The organism is Sagittula sp. S175, from assembly GCF_049800975.1.
Taxonomy (GTDB): Bacteria; Pseudomonadota; Alphaproteobacteria; order Rhodobacterales; family Rhodobacteraceae; genus Sagittula.
On the sequence record NZ_JBNAGB010000016.1, the window covers coordinates 44,013 to 60,018 of the forward strand.

Below are 16,006 nucleotides of genomic sequence, written 5' to 3' on the forward strand. Positions count from 1 at the left end.
CAGTTTGGGCGGAATACCGCCAAGAGGTCAAGGCAGGAAGCCCTGACCGGACCGCCTGTCACGCGCTCGCGAGCGCGTAAAAACGTGCAGCGTGCAGGAATTCACCGCGCTTTCGCTCGGCGATTGCAGTGGCTTCCTCGTCCGGCCCCCACTGTTCCTCCTGCCATTCCTCGTCGAGGCGCGACAAATGCCACGCGGCCTCGGCGTCCACCGCCCCGCGCGTCACGGCCAAGGCCAGCACCAGCGACCCGGACATGGCCACGAGATCGTGAAACGCCGCCAGCTGGAACGGCGATTGCGCATGCACCTCGCGCGCCAGCGCCGCCACGGCCAACGGGTCCTGTGGCTGGTGAATCACGCCCGCCTGCGTGGTCAACCGCGTGCCATAGGTCTCAAGCAGCCAGTCCAGCATCGGGTCCCAACGCTCGGACTGCCGGGTGACCAGTTCCTCGGGGTGGTCGGCGCGGTAGCACAGCAGGTCGCTGTCCCCATAGGCCGCCAGCATGTCGGCCACCTCGGCGTGTTGCGTCGCCACCTTGTCCAGCGCCGAATTTGACGTGCGGGTAAAGGGCATCTCGGCCGGGTTCACCTTTTCGCCCTGCGCCTGCCATTCGTAGGCAATCGCCTCGGCCAGCCCCTCGGTCGGCACCACCAGAGGCGTCTTGGCGGGGGTCTTTACCCCGCGCCCGTCCAGCTTGATCGCGAAACCGCCTTCGCACGGCTCCGCCAGCGCTTCTTTCCAGAAGCGTTTCATCGCCCATTCGCTCATCAATGCATCTCCAGCAGGTCGTATATGGCGGCTTCCAGCGCGTCCGTGTCGCTGACCACCCGCGTCGCCGCGCTCAGGGCGCTGGCGGGGTGGTAGCCCCAGGTAACGCCGATGCCACGGATACCCGCGGCCGCCGCCATGTCCATGTCGTAACTCGTATCGCCGATCATCACCGCCTGCTCAGCCTCCAGCCCCGTGTCGTCGAGGCAGGCGAACAGCATCGCAGGATGTGGCTTCGACGGGTGGTCATCGGCCACTTGTGTGGTGATGAACCGTTTTTGCAGGCCGTGCGCCTCGATCAACCGGGTCAGGCCGCGCCGCGACTTGCCCGTCGCCACACCCAGAAGCAGCGCGTCGACCTGCGCCAGCCGGTCCAGCAGCTCGGGGATGCCGGGGTACAGCGGCGAGGCCGTGGCCGTCACCTGCGCCGCATAGGCGACCTTGTAAGCCTCCACCATGCGGGTGCGCTGCACCGCGCCAAGGTCGGGCACCAGCCGTTCCATAGCCTGCGGCAGCGACAGTCCGACGATGCCCAGCACCGCCTCGCGGCAGGGCGCGTCCAGTTCCTCCGAAGCGAATGCCGCGCCCATGGCGCCAAGGATGTCCCCCTGGCTGTCCACCAGCGTGCCGTCCACGTCGAATATGACCAGCTTCAGGCTCAATGCAGGGACTCAAAGGGGTCAGCGTCGGCAAAGCTCTCTTCCCAGCCGAGCGTCTCCCAGCTGTGGGCCATGTGCTCGGGCAGGGGCGCGGTCACGGTCATCAGCTTCTTGGTGATCGGGTGCTCGAAGGTCATCGACCGCGCATGCAGGTGCAGCTTCTTCGAGATCACACCACCCAACTGAGCGCCCCAGCCATCGCCAAGGTTCTCCTGGCCCGAGCCGCCGTACTTGCCGTCGCCGATGATCGGGTGCCCGATCTCGGCCATATGCGCGCGCAACTGGTGCGTGCGTCCGGTCAGCGGCTCCAGCGCCACCCAAGACGCGCGCGAGGCCACGCGGTAGAGCGTGGCATAATAGCTGTGCGCGCGCTTTGCGCCCTCGGTCGTGGCCATGTCGCGCGGGTGGACGCAGATCATCTTCTCGCCCTCGCCGCCCTTACCGTGGCCGGGGGCCTTTACCAAGCCGTACTTGATCTCGCCCAGGTAGGGCACCGGGACACCGGCCACCAGCGCCCAGTAGATCTTGCGCGTCTGGCGATGGCGCAGCGCCTCCGTCAGGCCCTTCGCCGCCTCGCGCGTGCGGGCCAATAGCAGAACGCCCGAGGTGTCCTTGTCCAGACGATGCACAAGGCGGGGTTTTTCGTCGTAGCCAAAGGTCAGCGCCTCCGCCAGCCCGTCGACGTGTTTCACCTGCTTGGACCCGCCCTGCGTCGGCAGGCCCGGAGGCTTGTTCAGCGCGATGATGTGGTCGTCCTTGTAGATCACGCAATTGCGGATCATCTCGGCGTCCTTGGGGCTGATCCGGGTCTTGGGTGCGCTTTCCACCTGCCCGGGTTCAGGCAGCGGCGGGATACGCACCTCCTGCCCGACCTCGATCCGGGTCGAGGCCTTTACCCGGCCACCGTCCACGCGGATCTCGCCTTTGCGGCACAGTTTTTCGATCCGCGTCTGGGCGACATGCGGGAACAGCCGCTTCATCCAGCGGTCAAGACGCTGGTCGCCGTCGCCCGGCCCCACGGTGATGGTCTGTACTCGGCTCATGTGGTCAGGCTCCTCGCCAGCAGCAGCCCCGCAAAGAGCGCCGCGATCGACACCACCACCGAAGCCGCGACATAGCCCGCCGCCAGCCCCAGCTGCCCGCGCTCATAGATCGTGACCGCGTCCAGAGAAAAGGCGGAAAAGGTGGTGAACCCGCCCAGCACACCGGTCATCAGAAAGGGCGCAAACCGGTTGCCGCCGAAATGCGCGAGGATGACCACGAGCACGCCCATGGCGAAGGAGCCGACGATGTTCACCGTCAGCGTCCCCCAGGGGAAGCCCTTGCCCATCAGGCGGGTCATCATCAATCCGGTCATGTAGCGCCCCGACGCGCCAAGCGCGCCGCCAATGGCGACTTGTAGAAGTGGTGTCATCTGGCTGCTGTCGCGTGGATGGCGGATGTTGTCAAGGAATGTGGGGGCTCTGCCCCCACGCCCCCGAGAGTATTTGGATCAAGATGAAGGCAAAGGCGCCGGGATCTGCTCAGAGGCGGAACTGCAGCACCATGCGGCGCGTGCCGCGCAGCGCTTCGATCTGCACGCGGCGGCCGCCTTGCCGCATCAACACATCGACGTCGCCCGGCGCCTGTACCGCCCTGCCATTCACGCCCAGCACCACGTCCCCCGCCGCCAACCCGGCCCGCGCGCCGTAGGGGCCGGGGTCCAGCACGACGACGCCGTCCTTCACCGCAAAGGAGGTGCCCAGCTCGGCCTCCACGCGTGGATTGATCCTGGACAGGGTCAGCCCCGGCAGCACGGCGTCTTCCCCCAGCGAGACCTGTTCGCGCGCGGGGACCTCGGGCGGAGTGGTCATGGCAACCTGCGCGTGGGCCACGTCGCCGTCGCGCGCATAAAGCACATCCGACATGGCACCGATCCCCGCGACGGACATGCGGAACAGCATCTCCGGCGGGGTGTTCACCGCGCTGCCATCGACCTCGAGGATGACGTCCCCGACCTGCAAACCGGCTTCGGCAAAGGGGCTGGCCGGGTGCAGGGCCGAGATCACGACGCCGCCCGGCACGTCCAGACCCAGCGTCTCGGACAGGTCGGCATCCACCGGCTGGCCGGTCATGCCCGCCCAAGGCCTTTGGAACCGGTCAAAGCCGTCATGCGCCTGCTTCACAAACTGCGCCACCAGCCCGGCCGGAATGGCAAAGCCGATGCCGTTCGACCCGCCCGACCGCGTCAGGATGGACGTATTGATCCCGATCAGCCGCCCCATCACGTCGATCAGCGCGCCGCCGGAGTTGCCCGGATTGATCGGCGCATCGGTCTGGATGAAATAGCCGCGCGCGTTGCCGGTCGCCGTGCCTGACCGCGCCAGCCCGCTGACAATGCCCGAAGACACCGTCTGCCCGACGCCAAACGGGTTGCCGATGGCCAGCACCAGCTCGCCCACTTCGACTGTATCCGAATCGCGCAATTCGAGGTGCGGCATGTCCTCCGCCCCCTCCAGTTGCAGGATCGCCAGATCGGCCTCCTCGTCGCCCAGCAGCACCTTGGCCGCGTATTCCTGCCGGTTGTTCAGGACAACGCGAATGTCCGTCGCCTGCCCGACCACGTGGTAGTTCGACACCACGATCCCATCCGCCGACAGGATCACGCCCGACCCGAGCGAGTTCTGCACCCGCGCCCGCCCTGGTGCATTGCGAAAGAAGTCGCGGAAGAACGGATCGCCCGCAAAGGGGCTGCGCTCCTGCACCACGCGCCGCGCGTAGATGTTCACCACCGCCGGGGTCGCCTGTTTCACCAGCGGCGCAAAGCTCAGGCTGATCTCCGCCTGACTTCCCGGCACACGCGTCTCGGCCGCGCTTTGTGACCCGGTGAAGCCCCCCGTGGCCAGCATCAGACAGACAAGCAGAACACGCATCCCAGCCTCCTTCGAAACACCTCCGAGATATGCCCGCACCCCCTGTGTCATGCAAGCCACGCGCCCGTGAGCGTTACCGCTGACGGAAACGTCAACGGAACGCGCACCGCCCCTTCTGCGTTGAGCCAGCGAAACAGAAAACGATGGAGGAACCGATGGTTGAGCGATTGAGATCGCAGGACGGCACGCGCGAGACGGAGGCCTATATCGACGACGTGGACACCCCCTCGCAGCAGGGCCGCGCGCAGGGCAACCTCGAACGTCAGGTCGGGACCCGTGACGAGGAAAAGCGCGCCGAGCAGGACCGCGCCGGTGCCACCCGCGTGACGAAATCCGACGAGAAAGGCCAGGGCAACCTTGGCGGCCATCACGGGACGGGAGACGACAAATGAGCAAACTTTCCAATGGCACCTGGGTCGTGGTGACGGACAGCGAAAAGGCACTGTTCCTGCGCAACCTGACGGACCACGCAAACCCGAACCTCGACGTCTTTGACGAGGACCAACAGGACAACCCGTCCGACCGCGAGCAGTCCGCCAACCGGCCCGGCCGGATGCATGACGGCGGCCCCGGTCAGAAGTCCGCCATGGACGACACCGACTGGCACGAGCTGGCCAAGGAACGCTTTGCCGCCGACCTTGCGGAGAAGCTCTACGAAGAAGCCCACAAGGGCAGCTTCGACAAGCTGGTCATCGTCGCCTCGCCGCAGGTGCTGGGGGTGCTGCGTGACGAAATGCACAAGGAGGTGGCCGACAAGGTCATCGCAGAGGTGCCAAAGACCCTCACCAATCATCCGGTCCCCGAGATCGAGAAACTGGTGAAAAAGGAGTTGGATGCGGCGTAACGCCCGCGTCGCGGGTGGGGTTCCATCCGACAAGACAGGAGGACCCTCATGTCCAATCTACGCAAAACCTTTGCCGCCGCGCTGGGAATGCTCGGCTCGGCGGCCTACGCCAACGGCGCGATGTTCTCTACCTTGCCACCGGATCGGGGCAGCCTCTCTGCATACAAGTGGGAGGCCCGCCCGGTGCTCATCTTCGCCCCGAGCGCCGACCACCCGGATTTCAAGGATCAGGTCGCCGAACTGCGTGACGCCCGCGCGGGTCTCATGGAGCGTGACATGGTCGTGCTTCTGGACACCGACCCCGATGCCCATGGCAAGCTGCGCAGCGGCTTGGCGGTTGACGGGTTCGAGATCGTGCTTGTTGGCAAGGACGGCGGCGTGAAACTGCGCGAAGGGCAGCCCCTGACGGCGCGCACCCTGTTCGAGACCATCGACGCCATGCCCATGCGGCAACGCGAAATCGTGCAGTGACGCCACTTATCGCCCCTTCCGGCGGAGCAGCGCCTCGGTGAACAGAACGTTCACCGCGACACCCGCCGCCGAGGCGGGCACGAAGGTCGACATGAATTCCAGTCCGGCAAGCGCTTCGGCCAGATCAATGAAAATCCGCGTCGTCGAGACGGACAATCCCAGCGCGTAGGCCCGCATCATGGCACGCCGATGCTGCGCGATCTGACGCCGCCGGGCGCAGCGCCAGCCCCACGACATGAGACAGATGATGGCTCCCACGATGGCCATGGTGACGGCCTGCGTCAGCAGTCCCCCCACTGCGGGAAACACCCAGACCATCCACACAACGCCAATGCCGGACAGCGTTCCCGTCAGGATAAACAGACGGCCTGCCCAACGGTGCCACGGCCCACGCCTTAGCCGGGACAAAAACTGCAAAGGCCCCAGTAGAAAAAACACCGCGCCCGGCATAAGGTGCAGGGCACTCAACCACGGATGATCGGCATACCGCTGATCGACCCAAGGCGCGCCCACCGCTCCCTGTGCGACAAAGACCAGCCGCTCCCACGTGCCAAGCAGAACCGGCAGGCTCACCAGAAAAAGCAAACCGATCTTCACCCAGTCACGCACAACACCTCCGAAACGCAAAAGGCCCCTTCCGCGCCGGAAGAGGCCCTCGATCCGACCTTGCGGTCAAGATTTATTCTTCGGCTTCAGCCGCTTCGAGACGTGCGCGGTCTGCGGCGCCCTTGGCGTCCACGTCGCGGTCCACGAGTTCGATGATCGCCATCGGCGCCATGTCACCATAACGGAAACCGGCCTTCAGGACGCGGGTGTAACCACCGTTACGCTCTGCGTAGCGCGGGCCGAGGACGTCGAACAGCTTGGACACGTGCATGTCCTGCTTCAGCTGGGCGCGTGCCTGACGGCGGGCGTGCAGGTCGCCGCGCTTGCCGAGCGTGATCAGCTTGTCGGCGATGCGCTTGAGTTCCTTGGCCTTCGGCAGGGTGGTCTTTATCTGCTCGTGTTCGATGAGCGAGCCAGCCATGTTCGCCCACAGCGCCTTGCGGTGCTCGTGGGTACGGTTCAGGCGGCGATAACCTTTTGCGTGACGCATTGTCTTACTCCTAATCTGCCCTCTACGGGCGGTTTTGCTTTGTCAGACCGGCGATGCGTGTCACCGGCTCTCCTTGGGGCCATGCGGCCCGGGGTAATGTCCCGCCCCGCCCCGGACTTGCTCCGGGGCCTCGCGAGTGGAGGTCCCGGGGCAAGCCCGGGACGGGAGTTCCGTTATCAGAACGAGTCTTCCAGCTTCTTGGCCAGGTCCTCGATGTTGTCCGGCGGCCAGTCCTCGACGTCCATGCCAAGGTGCAGACCCATGCCCGACAGCACTTCCTTGATCTCGTTCAAGGACTTGCGGCCGAAGTTCGGGGTGCGCAGCATCTCGGCTTCGGTCTTCTGGATGAGGTCGCCGATGTAGACGATGTTGTCGTTCTTCAGGCAGTTTGCCGAACGGACCGACAGCTCCAGCTCGTCGACCTTCTTCAGCAGCAGCGGGTTGAACTCCAGACCGTCGTCGTCGTCCTGGCGGGTGGCCGACTCGGGCTCTTCGAAGTTGACGAAGATCGACAGCTGGTCCTGCAGGATGCGCGCCGCGTAGGCAATCGCGTCTTCCGGCGTGACGGACCCGTCGGTTTCGATCTTCAGCGTCAGCTTGTCGTAGTCCAGAACCTGACCTTCGCGGGTCGGCTGCACGTCATAGGCGACCTTCTTGACCGGCGAATAGATCGCGTCGATCGGGATCAGGCCGATGGGTGCATCTTCCGGCTTGTTCTTGTCGGCGGACACGTAGCCCTTGCCGGTGTTCACGGTGAATTCCATGTACACTTCGGCGCCTTCGTCCACGTGACAGATCACGTGATCGCGGTTCAGGATCTCGATGCCGTTCGATTCCGAGATGTCGCCGGCGGTGACGACGCCCGGGCCCTTGGCGGAGACGGACAGGCGCTTCGGCCCTTCCACTTCCATCTTCAGGGCGACCTGCTTGAGGTTCAGGATGATGTCGGTGACGTCTTCACGCACACCGGCCACCGACGAGAACTCGTGCAGCACGTTGTCGATCTGAACGCTGGTGATGGCCGCGCCTTGCAGCGAGGACAGCAGCACGCGACGCAGCGCGTTGCCGAGGGTTAGACCAAAGCCACGCTCAAGCGGTTCGGCGACACAGGTCGCCTGGCGCGACGGATCGGCGCCCGGCTTGATCTCAAGCTGGGTCGGCTTGATAAGTTCTGCCCAATTCTTGTGGATCATGCATTTCCCTCCATACCTGCCCGTCTCCCATGTCCAGAAGAGACCGACGCCCGAGGTTGTGAAAACGGCAGAACGAGGCGAGGGAAATTCCCCCGCCTCGTCCGTAATTCAATGTCGATCAGACGCGACGACGCTTCGGCGGACGGCAGCCGTTGTGCGCGATCGGGGTCACGTCGCGGATCGACGTGATGTTGAAGCCGACGGCAGCCAGCGCGCGCAGCGCCGATTCACGGCCCGAACCGGGGCCCTGCACTTCGACTTCCAGCGTCTTCACGCCGTGTTCCTGTGCCTTCTTTCCTGCATCTTCTGCGGCCAGCTGGGCGGCGTAGGGGGTCGACTTGCGCGAACCCTTGAAGCCCATGGTGCCAGCGGAGGACCAGGAGATAGCGTTGCCCTGAACGTCAGAGATCAGGATCTTGGTGTTGTTGAAGGTCGAGTTCACATGCGCAACGCCAGCTGCGATGTTCTTGGAAACCTTCTTCTTGCCACCACGACGAGTATCACGTGCCATAGGTCAGATCCTCCCTTACTTCTTCTTGCCGGCGATCGGCTTGGCCGGGCCCTTGCGGGTACGGGCGTTGGTGTGGGTACGCTGACCGCGCACCGGGAGGTTGCGGCGATGGCGCAGGCCGCGGTAGCAGCCCAGGTCCATCAGACGCTTGATGTTCATGGTCACGTCGCGGCGCAGGTCGCCCTCGACGGTGTAGTTCGCGTCGATGTGCTCGCGGATGGCCAGCACTTCGGCGTCGGAAAGCTCGTTGATCCGGCGGGCCTGGTCGATGCCCACGGCGTCGCAGATTGCCTTGGCCGAGGTGTGGCCGATGCCGGTGATGTAGGTCAGCGCGATCGGAACGCGCTTGGAGGTCGGGAGGTTGACGCCGGAAATGCGTGCCAAGTCTCTTATCCTTTCGTTGCGAGCCCGTCATTCCGGGCCCTTTTTTCACAACATGAGGCCCGAGGCATTCGCCGCCGGGCCCAGGCTGATCAGGTGATCTTCGAACCGGGGGCGACCCGGCGCGAATTTTGGCTCTTCTTTCGAAGATGGGGGTGGGTAGAAGGATTCGCTGGCACTGTCAAGCGCAGAACGCGCCAAGCGGGGGACGCAGCGCAAAGCCCCATCAATGGCCCCCGTCAACTGGTGACGTAATTGCCCACGCGGACCAGCGCCGGATCAAGCCCGGTGATGCCCTTTACCACGGCAACGGCCCGGCCATCCACCGCGATATGCGTGTCGCCGTCGCGATCCTCGAAGGTCAGCGCGTAGTCCTCGGACATCTTCGGGGTATCGGTCTCGACGTAGATCCGGATCTCGTCGCGGTTGGTCTCGAAATCCTCGATCGTCACCTCGGCCACGTCGCGCTCCGGCAGGTAGACGCCCAGCACGTCATGCCCCTGCCCGCCCGAGACCGTGTCGCCATCGTCGCCAAAGACGGTATCGTTGTCCCAACCGCCCCTCAGCACATCCGCGCCCCGATTGCCTACCTCGTCGCGCCCGTTCAGCACGTCGTCGCCGGTATCGCCCATCAGCGTGTCGCTGCCCACGCGACTGATGAGGAAATCATCGCCCGGCCCGCCGCGCACGAAATCATCGCCCGCGTCTTCGTTGACGAAACGCGCCGCGTAAACATCGTCGCCGTCCTGAAGGAAGATGCGGTCATCACCCTCCCAGCCAAAGACATCGTCATTGCCGTCACCGGTATACATCGTGTCATCGCCGGGCGTGCCCAGAACCGGATCAGCCTCCGGCCCGCGATAGACCTCCAACGCCGCTTCGTAACTGTCACGATCCGTGACCTCGATGCCCGTGGCCCAGGTCAGATCGGCAGCCGCCTCGGCAAAACTGTAAGCCTCTGGCACGGCGGCATAGTCCGGGGCGTATCCCTCCGGCGCATCGCCCCAGGCGATCACCGACTCCGTCTCGCTGATGGCTGCGCCAACCTCCGCGTCATCCAATCCGGATTGCGTCGGAAAATCCTCTTCGTCGTCCCCGTCCCGGCCGAAAAGGCCGGGGATCAACAACCCGAACAACCCGAAGCCCAACAACATCGCCAACATTTCAAACGCCCCCAAGCGTGTGACCTCACACGCAAACACCCCTACAGACTACCTCGGCAAACGGGCGGATATGCAGCCCCCGAAACCGAAACACTCCGTTTCAACATCAAGAGATATGCGCCAATATCACCAAAATCTTGTCGCAACGTCCCAAGTTTGTTCAACTTGCGACACGCACGTTAAGCCATCAGGGGAGGCCGGGATGCTGGCTTGTCTCGCCTACGACAGCCTGCGCGCCAATGCCGCGAGCCCCGCCGAAGACCTCGCCATCCTGAAAACCGCGCTCGAGATGAACACGACCTTCGGCATCACCGGTTGTCTGCTCGCCACCGAAACCGAATTCCTCCAGTATATCGAAGGCGAAGAAGCGCCGCTTCTGTCACTGCTCGAGAACCTGCAAGCCGATGCGCGCCATCGCGTGCAACTCGTCACCCCACCCCAAGGGCTCGGCCAACGCCGCTTTCACGATTGGTCGATGGGCTACGCAGCCCTTCCCTCCGGGCATCAATTGATGAACGACTACATAACCGCTGAGGGAGCGCTGCCCTTAGGTGATTTCACCGATGCCATAAAGGCCAAGCTGACGGTGTTCCGAACACTCTCCCGGATTCGTGTCGAAACCGAAAAATGGCGGAATCTGAAACCCATCATCGAGTCCCAAATCGACGTTGCCCGCCGTCTGCGCGCAACCGATCCCGACGGCTGACCTCACCCGCCCCACTCTCAAAAATATCTGGCCTCAAAAAGAAAAAGGTCGGCACCGGCCGACCTTTCGCGCTTTTCCTGTCCGGACGGCTCAGGCGTCCAGCTTCTCCGCGATAGCGGACTTGATCGCGTCGATCTCGCCCAGACCATCCACGCGCGAGTGCACCCCTGCGTGGTAGTAGTAGCCGATCAGCGGGGCGGTCTGCTTGTAATACGCCATCAGGCGCGTGCGCAGGCTGTCCTCGTTGTCATCGGCGCGGCGCTTGAACTCGCCTCCACCGCACTTGACGCACTTGCCATCCGACGGGATCGGCTTGGTGATGTCGTTGTAGACCTCGCCGCAATCGCCGCAGGTGGAGCGCGCCGTGATGCGCTTGACCAGCGCCTCGTCCTCGACACGCAGCTCGATCACCTTGTCCAGCGTCTGGCCCACTTCGGCCAGCAGATCGCCCAGGGCGTCCGCCTGCTTCAGCGTGCGCGGGAAACCGTCAAAGATAAAGCCGTTGGCCCCACCCGACTCCAGCTTCTCGCGGATCAGGCCGATGACGATCTCGTCCGTCACCAGATCGCCGCGTGCCATGACGTCTGCCACGACCTTGCCCATCTCAGTGCCGCTGTCCTTGGCCTCGCGCAGCATGTCCCCGGTGGACAGCTGCACCATGCCGCGTTCTTCAACCAGGAAACGTGCCTGTGTGCCTTTGCCTGCCCCCGGGGGGCCAATCAGAATGATGTTCATCGCCGCGCCGGTCCTCCCCGCTTTTTGCGAGCCTTACCCTTACCACGCAGCTGCGATTTCTGGATAAGACCTTCGTATTGATGCGCCAGCAGGTGGCTTTGCACCTGTTGGATGGTGTCCATGACGACCGAGACCACGATCAGCACAGAGGTGCCACCAAAGTAGAACGGGATCGCCAGCTGCGTGCGCAGGATCTCCGGCAGCAGCGCCACGGCCGCCAGGTAGAGCGAGCCCACCACCAGCACGCGGTTCACCACGTATTCCAGGTAATCTGCCGTCTTCTTGCCCGGGCGGATGCCGGGAACGAATCCGTTCTGATTTTTCAGGTTGTCTGCTACGTCATCCGGCTTGAAGGAGACGTTAAACGTGTAGAAGTACGCGAAGAAAATGATCATGGCCCCGAAGAACAGCAGGTACAGCGGCTGCCCCGGACCAAAGTAGGCGAGGATCGTCGACATCACCGGGCCGGTGGCATCCGACCCCGAGAAGGTCGAGATCGTGATCGGCAGCAGCAGCAGCGACGACGCAAAGATCGCCGGGATCACGCCCGCCGGGTTGACCTTCACCGGCAGGTGCGACTGCTGCGCCTCGGTCATCTTCATGCCGACCTGGCGGCGCGGATACTGGATGGTGATCTTGCGCAGCGCGCGTTCCATGAACACGACGAAAGCGATCAGGGCCGCAAGCCCGAGGATCACGCCCACCACCACGGCGGGGCTCAGCGCGCCCGATTGGCCAGAGGCAAAGAACTGCGCCAGCGCGGCGGGCAGTTCGGCCACGATGCCGACAAAGATGATCAGCGAAATGCCGTTGCCGATCCCGCGCGAGGTGATCTGCTCACCCAGCCACATCAGGAACATCGTACCGCCGACAAGGGTAATCACGCAGGAGGCGCGGAAGTACCAACCGGGATCGGTGACCATGTCGCCGCCTTCAAGGCTCGCCGCCAGACCATAGGCCTGCAAGGTCGCCAGCAGCACCGTGCCGTAGCGCGTGTACTGGTTGATCTTCTTGCGCCCGGCCTCGCCCTCTTTCTTCAGCTGTTCCAGCGACGGCACCATGGCCGTCAGCAGCTGGACCATGATCGAGGCCGAGATATACGGCATGATCCCCAGCGCGAAGATCCCCATGCGCCCCAGCGCGCCGCCGGTGAACATCGACACGATGCCCGCCACGCCGCTCGACGCCTGCTCGACAAAGTCGCGCAGCGCCGCACCGTCGATGCCCGGAACCGGGATGTAGGTGCCAAGGCGATAGACGATCAGAAGGCCGAGGGTGAAGAAGATGCGGTTGCGCAGGTCGGTTGCCTTGCCCAGGGCCGCCCAGCTGGTGTTGGCGGCCATCTGTTCTGCTGCGGATACCATGCGGATCTCTCTTTTCAGACAAACGCCGCCCGGAGCGTTTTCCAGCTCGGGCGGCGTGAAGGGAAAACTTAGCGCCTAGTTAAGCGGAGTAGCCTCCGCTCACAAGGCGCTTTCACTGTGCTTGGCACAGCTGTGATTATTCCGCTGCTGCCTCGGCCGGTGCCTTGACGGTCAGCGAACCGCCCGCCTTCGACACGGCTTCGACCGCCGACGCCGATGCGCCGGTCACGGTGATGGTCAGCGCGCGGGTCACGTCGCCCTTGTTCAGGACGCGGATGCCGTCCAGCTTGCGGCGCACCAGACCGGACGCGACCAGCGAGTCCTCGGTGATGTTGGCGGCGTCCAGCTTGCCGGCTTCGACGAACTTCTCGATCAGGCCGAGGTTCGTGACGGCGTAATGCAGCTTGTTCGGCTTGTTGAAGCCACGCTTGGGCAGGCGCTGGTACAGCGGCATCTGGCCGCCTTCGTAGCCATTGATGGCCACACCCGAACGCGACTTCTGACCCTTGATACCACGGCCAGCGGTCTTGCCCTTGCCCGAACCCGGGCCGCGCGCAACGCGCTTTTTCTTCTTGGTTGCGCCTTCGTTGTCGCGCAGTTCATGCAATTTCATGTCGCTTCTCCTTGCCGGATGTGACCCCCGAAGCGGTACTGGATCAACCACGGCTTTTCTTGGTTATGGAATCGAGCCCACCCCTGCGGGGCGGATCACCGGGCGCGTATAGCGGTGTGCCGTGCGCGGATCAAGCCTCGACTTCTACCCGGTACAGACCGGTTTCGTCGGCCACGTAAGGGCGCACCGGCCGTGATCCACCAGCCGGACGCGCCAACAGGCCGTCTGGCAGCGGCGCATCGGCTCCCCAAAGCGCCCGAATGCCCGCCCTGATCGCTTCGGCGTCCACGGCATCGTCGGTGGCAAAGGACGTCGGGACGAATCCCTGCGCCCGGTCGCGGTCGATGATGGCGGCCACCACGTCACGAGACGGATCATCCGCAATGCCTTGCGCCACGCCCGGGGCAAGAATGCGCAGCACATCCAGCGCCACCACGTCCGGGCAGGCTGGATGCTCCACCATGAAACGCGCCAAGCCATAGGCCTGCGGCAGATCCCAGTGCATCATGCCGCGTGCGGCGATCCAGATCTCTGGTGCGCGGTTCTCATCAAGGAAGGGCTGGATGGTCGCCCAGTCGGCCACCGGCTGCATTCTGTAAAACAGCCGGTGCTGCAGCGCGAAACCGATGCGGTCATCCGCGTCCTCGGGCAGGACAAGCGTCTCGGGGACCGCGTCGGCCTCTTGCGCCATGGCTGTCGCCGTTTGCGCGCGGCGTTCCAGCGCCTTCACGAAGCCCCATGACAGCAGACACAATACAACGGCGGCTGGAATACCCACCTTCAGGAACCCGATCTGGTCGCCCAGGCTCCACATGCGCATCTGCCTGTTCATCCAGATCGCACCGACCGTGATGGCGGCAACCGCCAAAAAGATGATAACCTTGACCATATTGCCACTCATCCAAAGGTCCCGAACACAGAGTTCACCATGTTTGCGGCGTCACTTTGGCGCGAGGGCCGTCGGGGGTGCGCAACGGCAGGACATGCGGCACAGCCTTGACTTTCCGCACCGCAGCGTCCATATGCCCCTCAGCCGCACCCGCCGCGTGAGCGGGCAGCCGGGCAATAAGTGCAGAAACCGCCTGCGCCCGAACGGCACACATCTCCCAACCGACCCCACATCACGCATGGGTTCAGATCCGCGACAGGGTTTCCGCATTCGGCGGGGGTCCGGTGTTCGTGGTCCCCTTGCGTCCGTGCCAATCGTGGCCGGGCCACATGCGCCCATCCGGCGCACGAAGGATATTCTTTTGGATTTCGACATGCTGGGACTGCCGTCCCGTCTTCAGGCGAACCTCGCCACAATGAAAATCACCGAACCGACCCCGATCCAGAAACAGGCCATCCCGCACGCCATGAATGGCCGTGACGTGATGGGCCTCGCGCAGACCGGCACTGGCAAGACAGCCGCTTTCGGCTTGCCGATCCTGTCTGCCCTGCTCCGAATGGAAGGCAAGCCCGCGCCCAAGACGGTGCGCGGCCTGATCCTCGCGCCGACGCGTGAACTGGCCAAGCAGATCGTTGACAACCTCCGCCTCTATGCCGAAGGGACGCAGGTCCGCATCGGTGTCGTTACCGGCGGCGTGTCGCTGTCGGGGCAGGAAAACCGCCTGTCGCGCGGCACCGACCTGCTGGTTGCCACGCCCGGTCGCCTCATCGACCTGATGGAGCGCCGCTCTGTCCGCCTGGACGAGACGAAGTTCCTCGTGCTGGACGAGGCCGACCAGATGCTCGACCTCGGGTTTATCCACGCGCTGCGCCAAATCGCCAAGGCCCTGCCGTCCGAGCGTCAGACCATGCTGTTCTCGGCCACCATGCCGAAACAGATGGCCGAGATCGCCGAGGCCTACCTCACCGACGCCATCCGCATAGAGGTCACCCCTCCGGGCAAGCCCGTCGACCGCATCGACCAGTCGGTGCACTTCGTCGAGCAGAAGGACAAGCTCGACCTGCTGATGAAGCACCTCGACGCGCACCGCACCGAGGCCGCGCTGGTTTTCTCGCGCACCAAGCACGGTGCCGAGAAGATGAAGAAGGTGCTCGAGGCGCGCGGTTTCGCCGCCGGTTCGATCCATGGCAACAAGAGCCAAGGCCAGCGCGACCGCGCCCTGACCGCCTTCCGCGAGGGCGAGCTGATGGTGCTGGTGGCGACGGATGTGGCCGCGCGCGGCATCGACATCCCGCTGGTGCGCCACGTCTACAACTACGACCTGCCGAACGTGCCGGACAACTACGTCCACCGCATCGGCCGCACGGCCCGCGCCGGGCGGGACGGCTCGGCCATCGCCTATTGCTCGCCCGACGAGATGGGCGAATTCAAGGCCATCGAAAAGCTGATGGGCCGCCAGATCGACGTCGCCGGGGGTGAGCCCTGGATCGACTTCAACGCCAAGAAACCCGCGCGCGGTGGCCGTGGCCGCTCGGGCGGCGGTGGCTTTGGCGGCGGTCAAGGCAAGGGTCAGGGCCGTGGCGAAGGCCGTGGTCCCGGTCGGGGTCATGGCAAACCCGCCGAGGGTGCGGCCAAGCCGTCGCGTCCCCGTCGCAACCGCGCCAAGGGGCGCGGGCGTCAGGCGGCCTGATCCGTCATAT

At 64.4% G+C, this 16,006-nt stretch carries 20 protein-coding genes; 5 read left to right on the forward strand and 15 right to left on the reverse strand.

The features are described from left to right. Positions 1-58: 58 nt before the first annotated feature. The 5 genes from ACP16H_RS18145 to ACP16H_RS18165 all read right to left on the reverse strand — a co-directional run bounded on the left by ACP16H_RS18145 (position 59) and on the right by ACP16H_RS18165 (position 4,340). Positions 59-769 (reverse strand): ATP12 family chaperone protein, encoded by a 711-nt coding sequence (locus tag ACP16H_RS18145; protein ID WP_425073669.1) that lies wholly within the window; start codon positions 767-769, stop codon positions 59-61. Further along, a complete protein-coding gene (locus tag ACP16H_RS18150) occupies positions 769-1,431 on the reverse strand; it encodes an HAD-IA family hydrolase (protein WP_425073670.1) in 663 nt (220 codons plus the stop codon). Before ACP16H_RS18150 ends, ACP16H_RS18145 begins: the two co-directional genes overlap by 1 nt. Beyond that, a complete protein-coding gene (locus tag ACP16H_RS18155) occupies positions 1,428-2,471 on the reverse strand; it encodes an RluA family pseudouridine synthase (protein ID WP_425073671.1) in 1,044 nt (347 codons plus the stop codon). Before ACP16H_RS18155 ends, ACP16H_RS18150 begins: the two co-directional genes overlap by 4 nt. Further along, positions 2,468-2,842 carry a fluoride efflux transporter CrcB gene (gene crcB / locus ACP16H_RS18160; protein ID WP_425073672.1) on the reverse strand — a complete coding sequence of 125 codons (375 nt, stop codon included), beginning with the start codon at positions 2,840-2,842 and terminating at the stop codon, positions 2,468-2,470. The genes ACP16H_RS18155 and crcB overlap by 4 nt, the downstream gene beginning before the upstream one ends. 109 nt (positions 2,843-2,951) lie before the next feature. Beyond that, on the reverse strand, positions 2,952-4,340 hold the full coding sequence (locus ACP16H_RS18165) for a trypsin-like peptidase domain-containing protein (protein WP_425073673.1): 1,389 nt from the start codon (positions 4,338-4,340) through the stop codon (positions 2,952-2,954). A gap of 155 nt (positions 4,341-4,495) precedes the next feature. On the opposite strand from ACP16H_RS18165, the gene ACP16H_RS18170 reads away from it, so the two are divergent. Genes ACP16H_RS18170 through ACP16H_RS18180 form a run of 3 tightly spaced genes read left to right on the forward strand, consistent with a single transcriptional unit; the run spans position 4,496 to position 5,655 of the window. Then, a complete protein-coding gene (locus ACP16H_RS18170; protein ID WP_425073674.1) occupies positions 4,496-4,732 on the forward strand; it encodes a hypothetical protein in 237 nt (78 codons plus the stop codon). Beyond that, on the forward strand, positions 4,729-5,184 hold the full coding sequence (locus tag ACP16H_RS18175) for a host attachment family protein (RefSeq protein WP_425073675.1): 456 nt from the start codon (positions 4,729-4,731) through the stop codon (positions 5,182-5,184). Before ACP16H_RS18170 ends, ACP16H_RS18175 begins: the two co-directional genes overlap by 4 nt. 48 nt (positions 5,185-5,232) lie before the next feature. Continuing rightward, a complete protein-coding gene (locus ACP16H_RS18180) occupies positions 5,233-5,655 on the forward strand; it encodes a DUF4174 domain-containing protein (RefSeq protein ID WP_425073676.1) in 423 nt (140 codons plus the stop codon). 6 nt (positions 5,656-5,661) lie between these two features. On the opposite strand, the gene ACP16H_RS18185 is transcribed toward ACP16H_RS18180, so the two are convergent. From ACP16H_RS18185 to ACP16H_RS18210, 6 genes are all read right to left on the reverse strand, one after another. Next, complete coding sequence (locus ACP16H_RS18185; RefSeq protein WP_425073677.1) at positions 5,662-6,264, reverse strand: DUF2306 domain-containing protein; 603 nt, start codon at positions 6,262-6,264, stop codon at positions 5,662-5,664. 70 nt (positions 6,265-6,334) lie between these two features. Beyond that, the gene (gene rplQ, locus ACP16H_RS18190) at positions 6,335-6,751 is read right to left on the reverse strand and encodes a 50S ribosomal protein L17 (protein ID WP_425073678.1); all 417 of its coding nucleotides are present in this window, start codon (positions 6,749-6,751) and stop codon (positions 6,335-6,337) included. 176 nt (positions 6,752-6,927) lie between these two features. Beyond that, on the reverse strand, positions 6,928-7,944 hold the full coding sequence (locus ACP16H_RS18195) for a DNA-directed RNA polymerase subunit alpha (protein ID WP_425073679.1): 1,017 nt from the start codon (positions 7,942-7,944) through the stop codon (positions 6,928-6,930). A 118-nt stretch (positions 7,945-8,062) separates the two neighbouring features. Continuing rightward, positions 8,063-8,455, reverse strand: coding sequence for a 30S ribosomal protein S11 (gene rpsK, locus ACP16H_RS18200; RefSeq protein WP_058247669.1), 393 nt, complete (start codon positions 8,453-8,455; stop codon positions 8,063-8,065). Positions 8,456-8,470: 15 nt separating this feature from the next. Beyond that, the gene (gene rpsM, locus ACP16H_RS18205) at positions 8,471-8,839 is read right to left on the reverse strand and encodes a 30S ribosomal protein S13 (RefSeq protein WP_425073680.1); all 369 of its coding nucleotides are present in this window, start codon (positions 8,837-8,839) and stop codon (positions 8,471-8,473) included. 236 nt (positions 8,840-9,075) lie between these two features. Next, positions 9,076-9,999, reverse strand: a complete 924-nt coding sequence (locus ACP16H_RS18210; RefSeq protein WP_425073681.1) for a calcium-binding protein — start codon at positions 9,997-9,999, stop codon at positions 9,076-9,078. 202 nt (positions 10,000-10,201) lie between these two features. Here ACP16H_RS18210 and ACP16H_RS18215 point away from each other — a divergent pair, with 202 nt between their 5' ends. Beyond that, positions 10,202-10,705 carry a BLUF domain-containing protein gene (locus ACP16H_RS18215; protein ID WP_425073682.1) on the forward strand — a complete coding sequence of 168 codons (504 nt, stop codon included), beginning with the start codon at positions 10,202-10,204 and terminating at the stop codon, positions 10,703-10,705. Between the two features lie 90 nt (positions 10,706-10,795). On the opposite strand, the gene ACP16H_RS18220 is transcribed toward ACP16H_RS18215, so the two are convergent. The 4 genes from ACP16H_RS18220 to ACP16H_RS18235 all read right to left on the reverse strand — a co-directional run bounded on the left by ACP16H_RS18220 (position 10,796) and on the right by ACP16H_RS18235 (position 14,306). Then, positions 10,796-11,440 carry an adenylate kinase gene (locus ACP16H_RS18220; protein ID WP_425073683.1) on the reverse strand — a complete coding sequence of 215 codons (645 nt, stop codon included), beginning with the start codon at positions 11,438-11,440 and terminating at the stop codon, positions 10,796-10,798. Beyond that, positions 11,437-12,804 (reverse strand): preprotein translocase subunit SecY, encoded by a 1,368-nt coding sequence (gene secY, locus ACP16H_RS18225; RefSeq protein WP_425073684.1) that lies wholly within the window; start codon positions 12,802-12,804, stop codon positions 11,437-11,439. Before secY ends, ACP16H_RS18220 begins: the two co-directional genes overlap by 4 nt. Before the next feature lie 136 nt (positions 12,805-12,940). Beyond that, the gene (gene rplO, locus ACP16H_RS18230) at positions 12,941-13,417 is read right to left on the reverse strand and encodes a 50S ribosomal protein L15 (protein ID WP_425073685.1); all 477 of its coding nucleotides are present in this window, start codon (positions 13,415-13,417) and stop codon (positions 12,941-12,943) included. Positions 13,418-13,547: 130 nt separating this feature from the next. Beyond that, positions 13,548-14,306, reverse strand: coding sequence for a hypothetical protein (locus tag ACP16H_RS18235; RefSeq protein ID WP_425073686.1), 759 nt, complete (start codon positions 14,304-14,306; stop codon positions 13,548-13,550). Between the two features lie 373 nt (positions 14,307-14,679). Here ACP16H_RS18235 and ACP16H_RS18240 point away from each other — a divergent pair, with 373 nt between their 5' ends. Then, the gene (locus ACP16H_RS18240) at positions 14,680-15,996 is read left to right on the forward strand and encodes a DEAD/DEAH box helicase (protein ID WP_425073687.1); all 1,317 of its coding nucleotides are present in this window, start codon (positions 14,680-14,682) and stop codon (positions 15,994-15,996) included. Positions 15,997-16,006: the final 10 nt, after the last annotated feature.

Bases quoted from the DNA above. Each gene is read 5' to 3' on its own strand.
- ACP16H_RS18145 (WP_425073669.1), bottom strand. From the start codon at position 769: ATGAGCGAATGGGCGATGAAACGCTTCTGGAAAGAAGCGCTGGCGGAG.
- ACP16H_RS18155 (WP_425073671.1), bottom strand. From the start codon at position 2,471: ATGAGCCGAGTACAGACCATCACCGTGGGGCCGGGCGACGGCGACCAG.
- crcB (WP_425073672.1), bottom strand. From the start codon at position 2,842: ATGACACCACTTCTACAAGTCGCCATTGGCGGCGCGCTTGGCGCGTCG.
- ACP16H_RS18165 (WP_425073673.1), bottom strand. From the start codon at position 4,340: ATGCGTGTTCTGCTTGTCTGTCTGATGCTGGCCACGGGGGGCTTCACC.
- ACP16H_RS18170 (WP_425073674.1), top strand. From the start codon at position 4,496: ATGGTTGAGCGATTGAGATCGCAGGACGGCACGCGCGAGACGGAGGCC.
- ACP16H_RS18175 (WP_425073675.1), top strand. From the start codon at position 4,729: ATGAGCAAACTTTCCAATGGCACCTGGGTCGTGGTGACGGACAGCGAA.
- ACP16H_RS18180 (WP_425073676.1), top strand. From the start codon at position 5,233: ATGTCCAATCTACGCAAAACCTTTGCCGCCGCGCTGGGAATGCTCGGC.
- rplQ (WP_425073678.1), bottom strand. From the start codon at position 6,751: ATGCGTCACGCAAAAGGTTATCGCCGCCTGAACCGTACCCACGAGCAC.
- ACP16H_RS18195 (WP_425073679.1), bottom strand. From the start codon at position 7,944: ATGATCCACAAGAATTGGGCAGAACTTATCAAGCCGACCCAGCTTGAG.
- rpsK (WP_058247669.1), bottom strand. From the start codon at position 8,455: ATGGCACGTGATACTCGTCGTGGTGGCAAGAAGAAGGTTTCCAAGAAC.
- ACP16H_RS18210 (WP_425073681.1), bottom strand. From the start codon at position 9,999: ATGTTGGCGATGTTGTTGGGCTTCGGGTTGTTCGGGTTGTTGATCCCC.
- ACP16H_RS18215 (WP_425073682.1), top strand. From the start codon at position 10,202: ATGCTGGCTTGTCTCGCCTACGACAGCCTGCGCGCCAATGCCGCGAGC.
- ACP16H_RS18220 (WP_425073683.1), bottom strand. From the start codon at position 11,440: ATGAACATCATTCTGATTGGCCCCCCGGGGGCAGGCAAAGGCACACAG.
- secY (WP_425073684.1), bottom strand. From the start codon at position 12,804: ATGGTATCCGCAGCAGAACAGATGGCCGCCAACACCAGCTGGGCGGCC.
- rplO (WP_425073685.1), bottom strand. From the start codon at position 13,417: ATGAAATTGCATGAACTGCGCGACAACGAAGGCGCAACCAAGAAGAAA.
- ACP16H_RS18235 (WP_425073686.1), bottom strand. From the start codon at position 14,306: ATGGTCAAGGTTATCATCTTTTTGGCGGTTGCCGCCATCACGGTCGGT.
- ACP16H_RS18240 (WP_425073687.1), top strand. From the start codon at position 14,680: ATGCTGGGACTGCCGTCCCGTCTTCAGGCGAACCTCGCCACAATGAAA.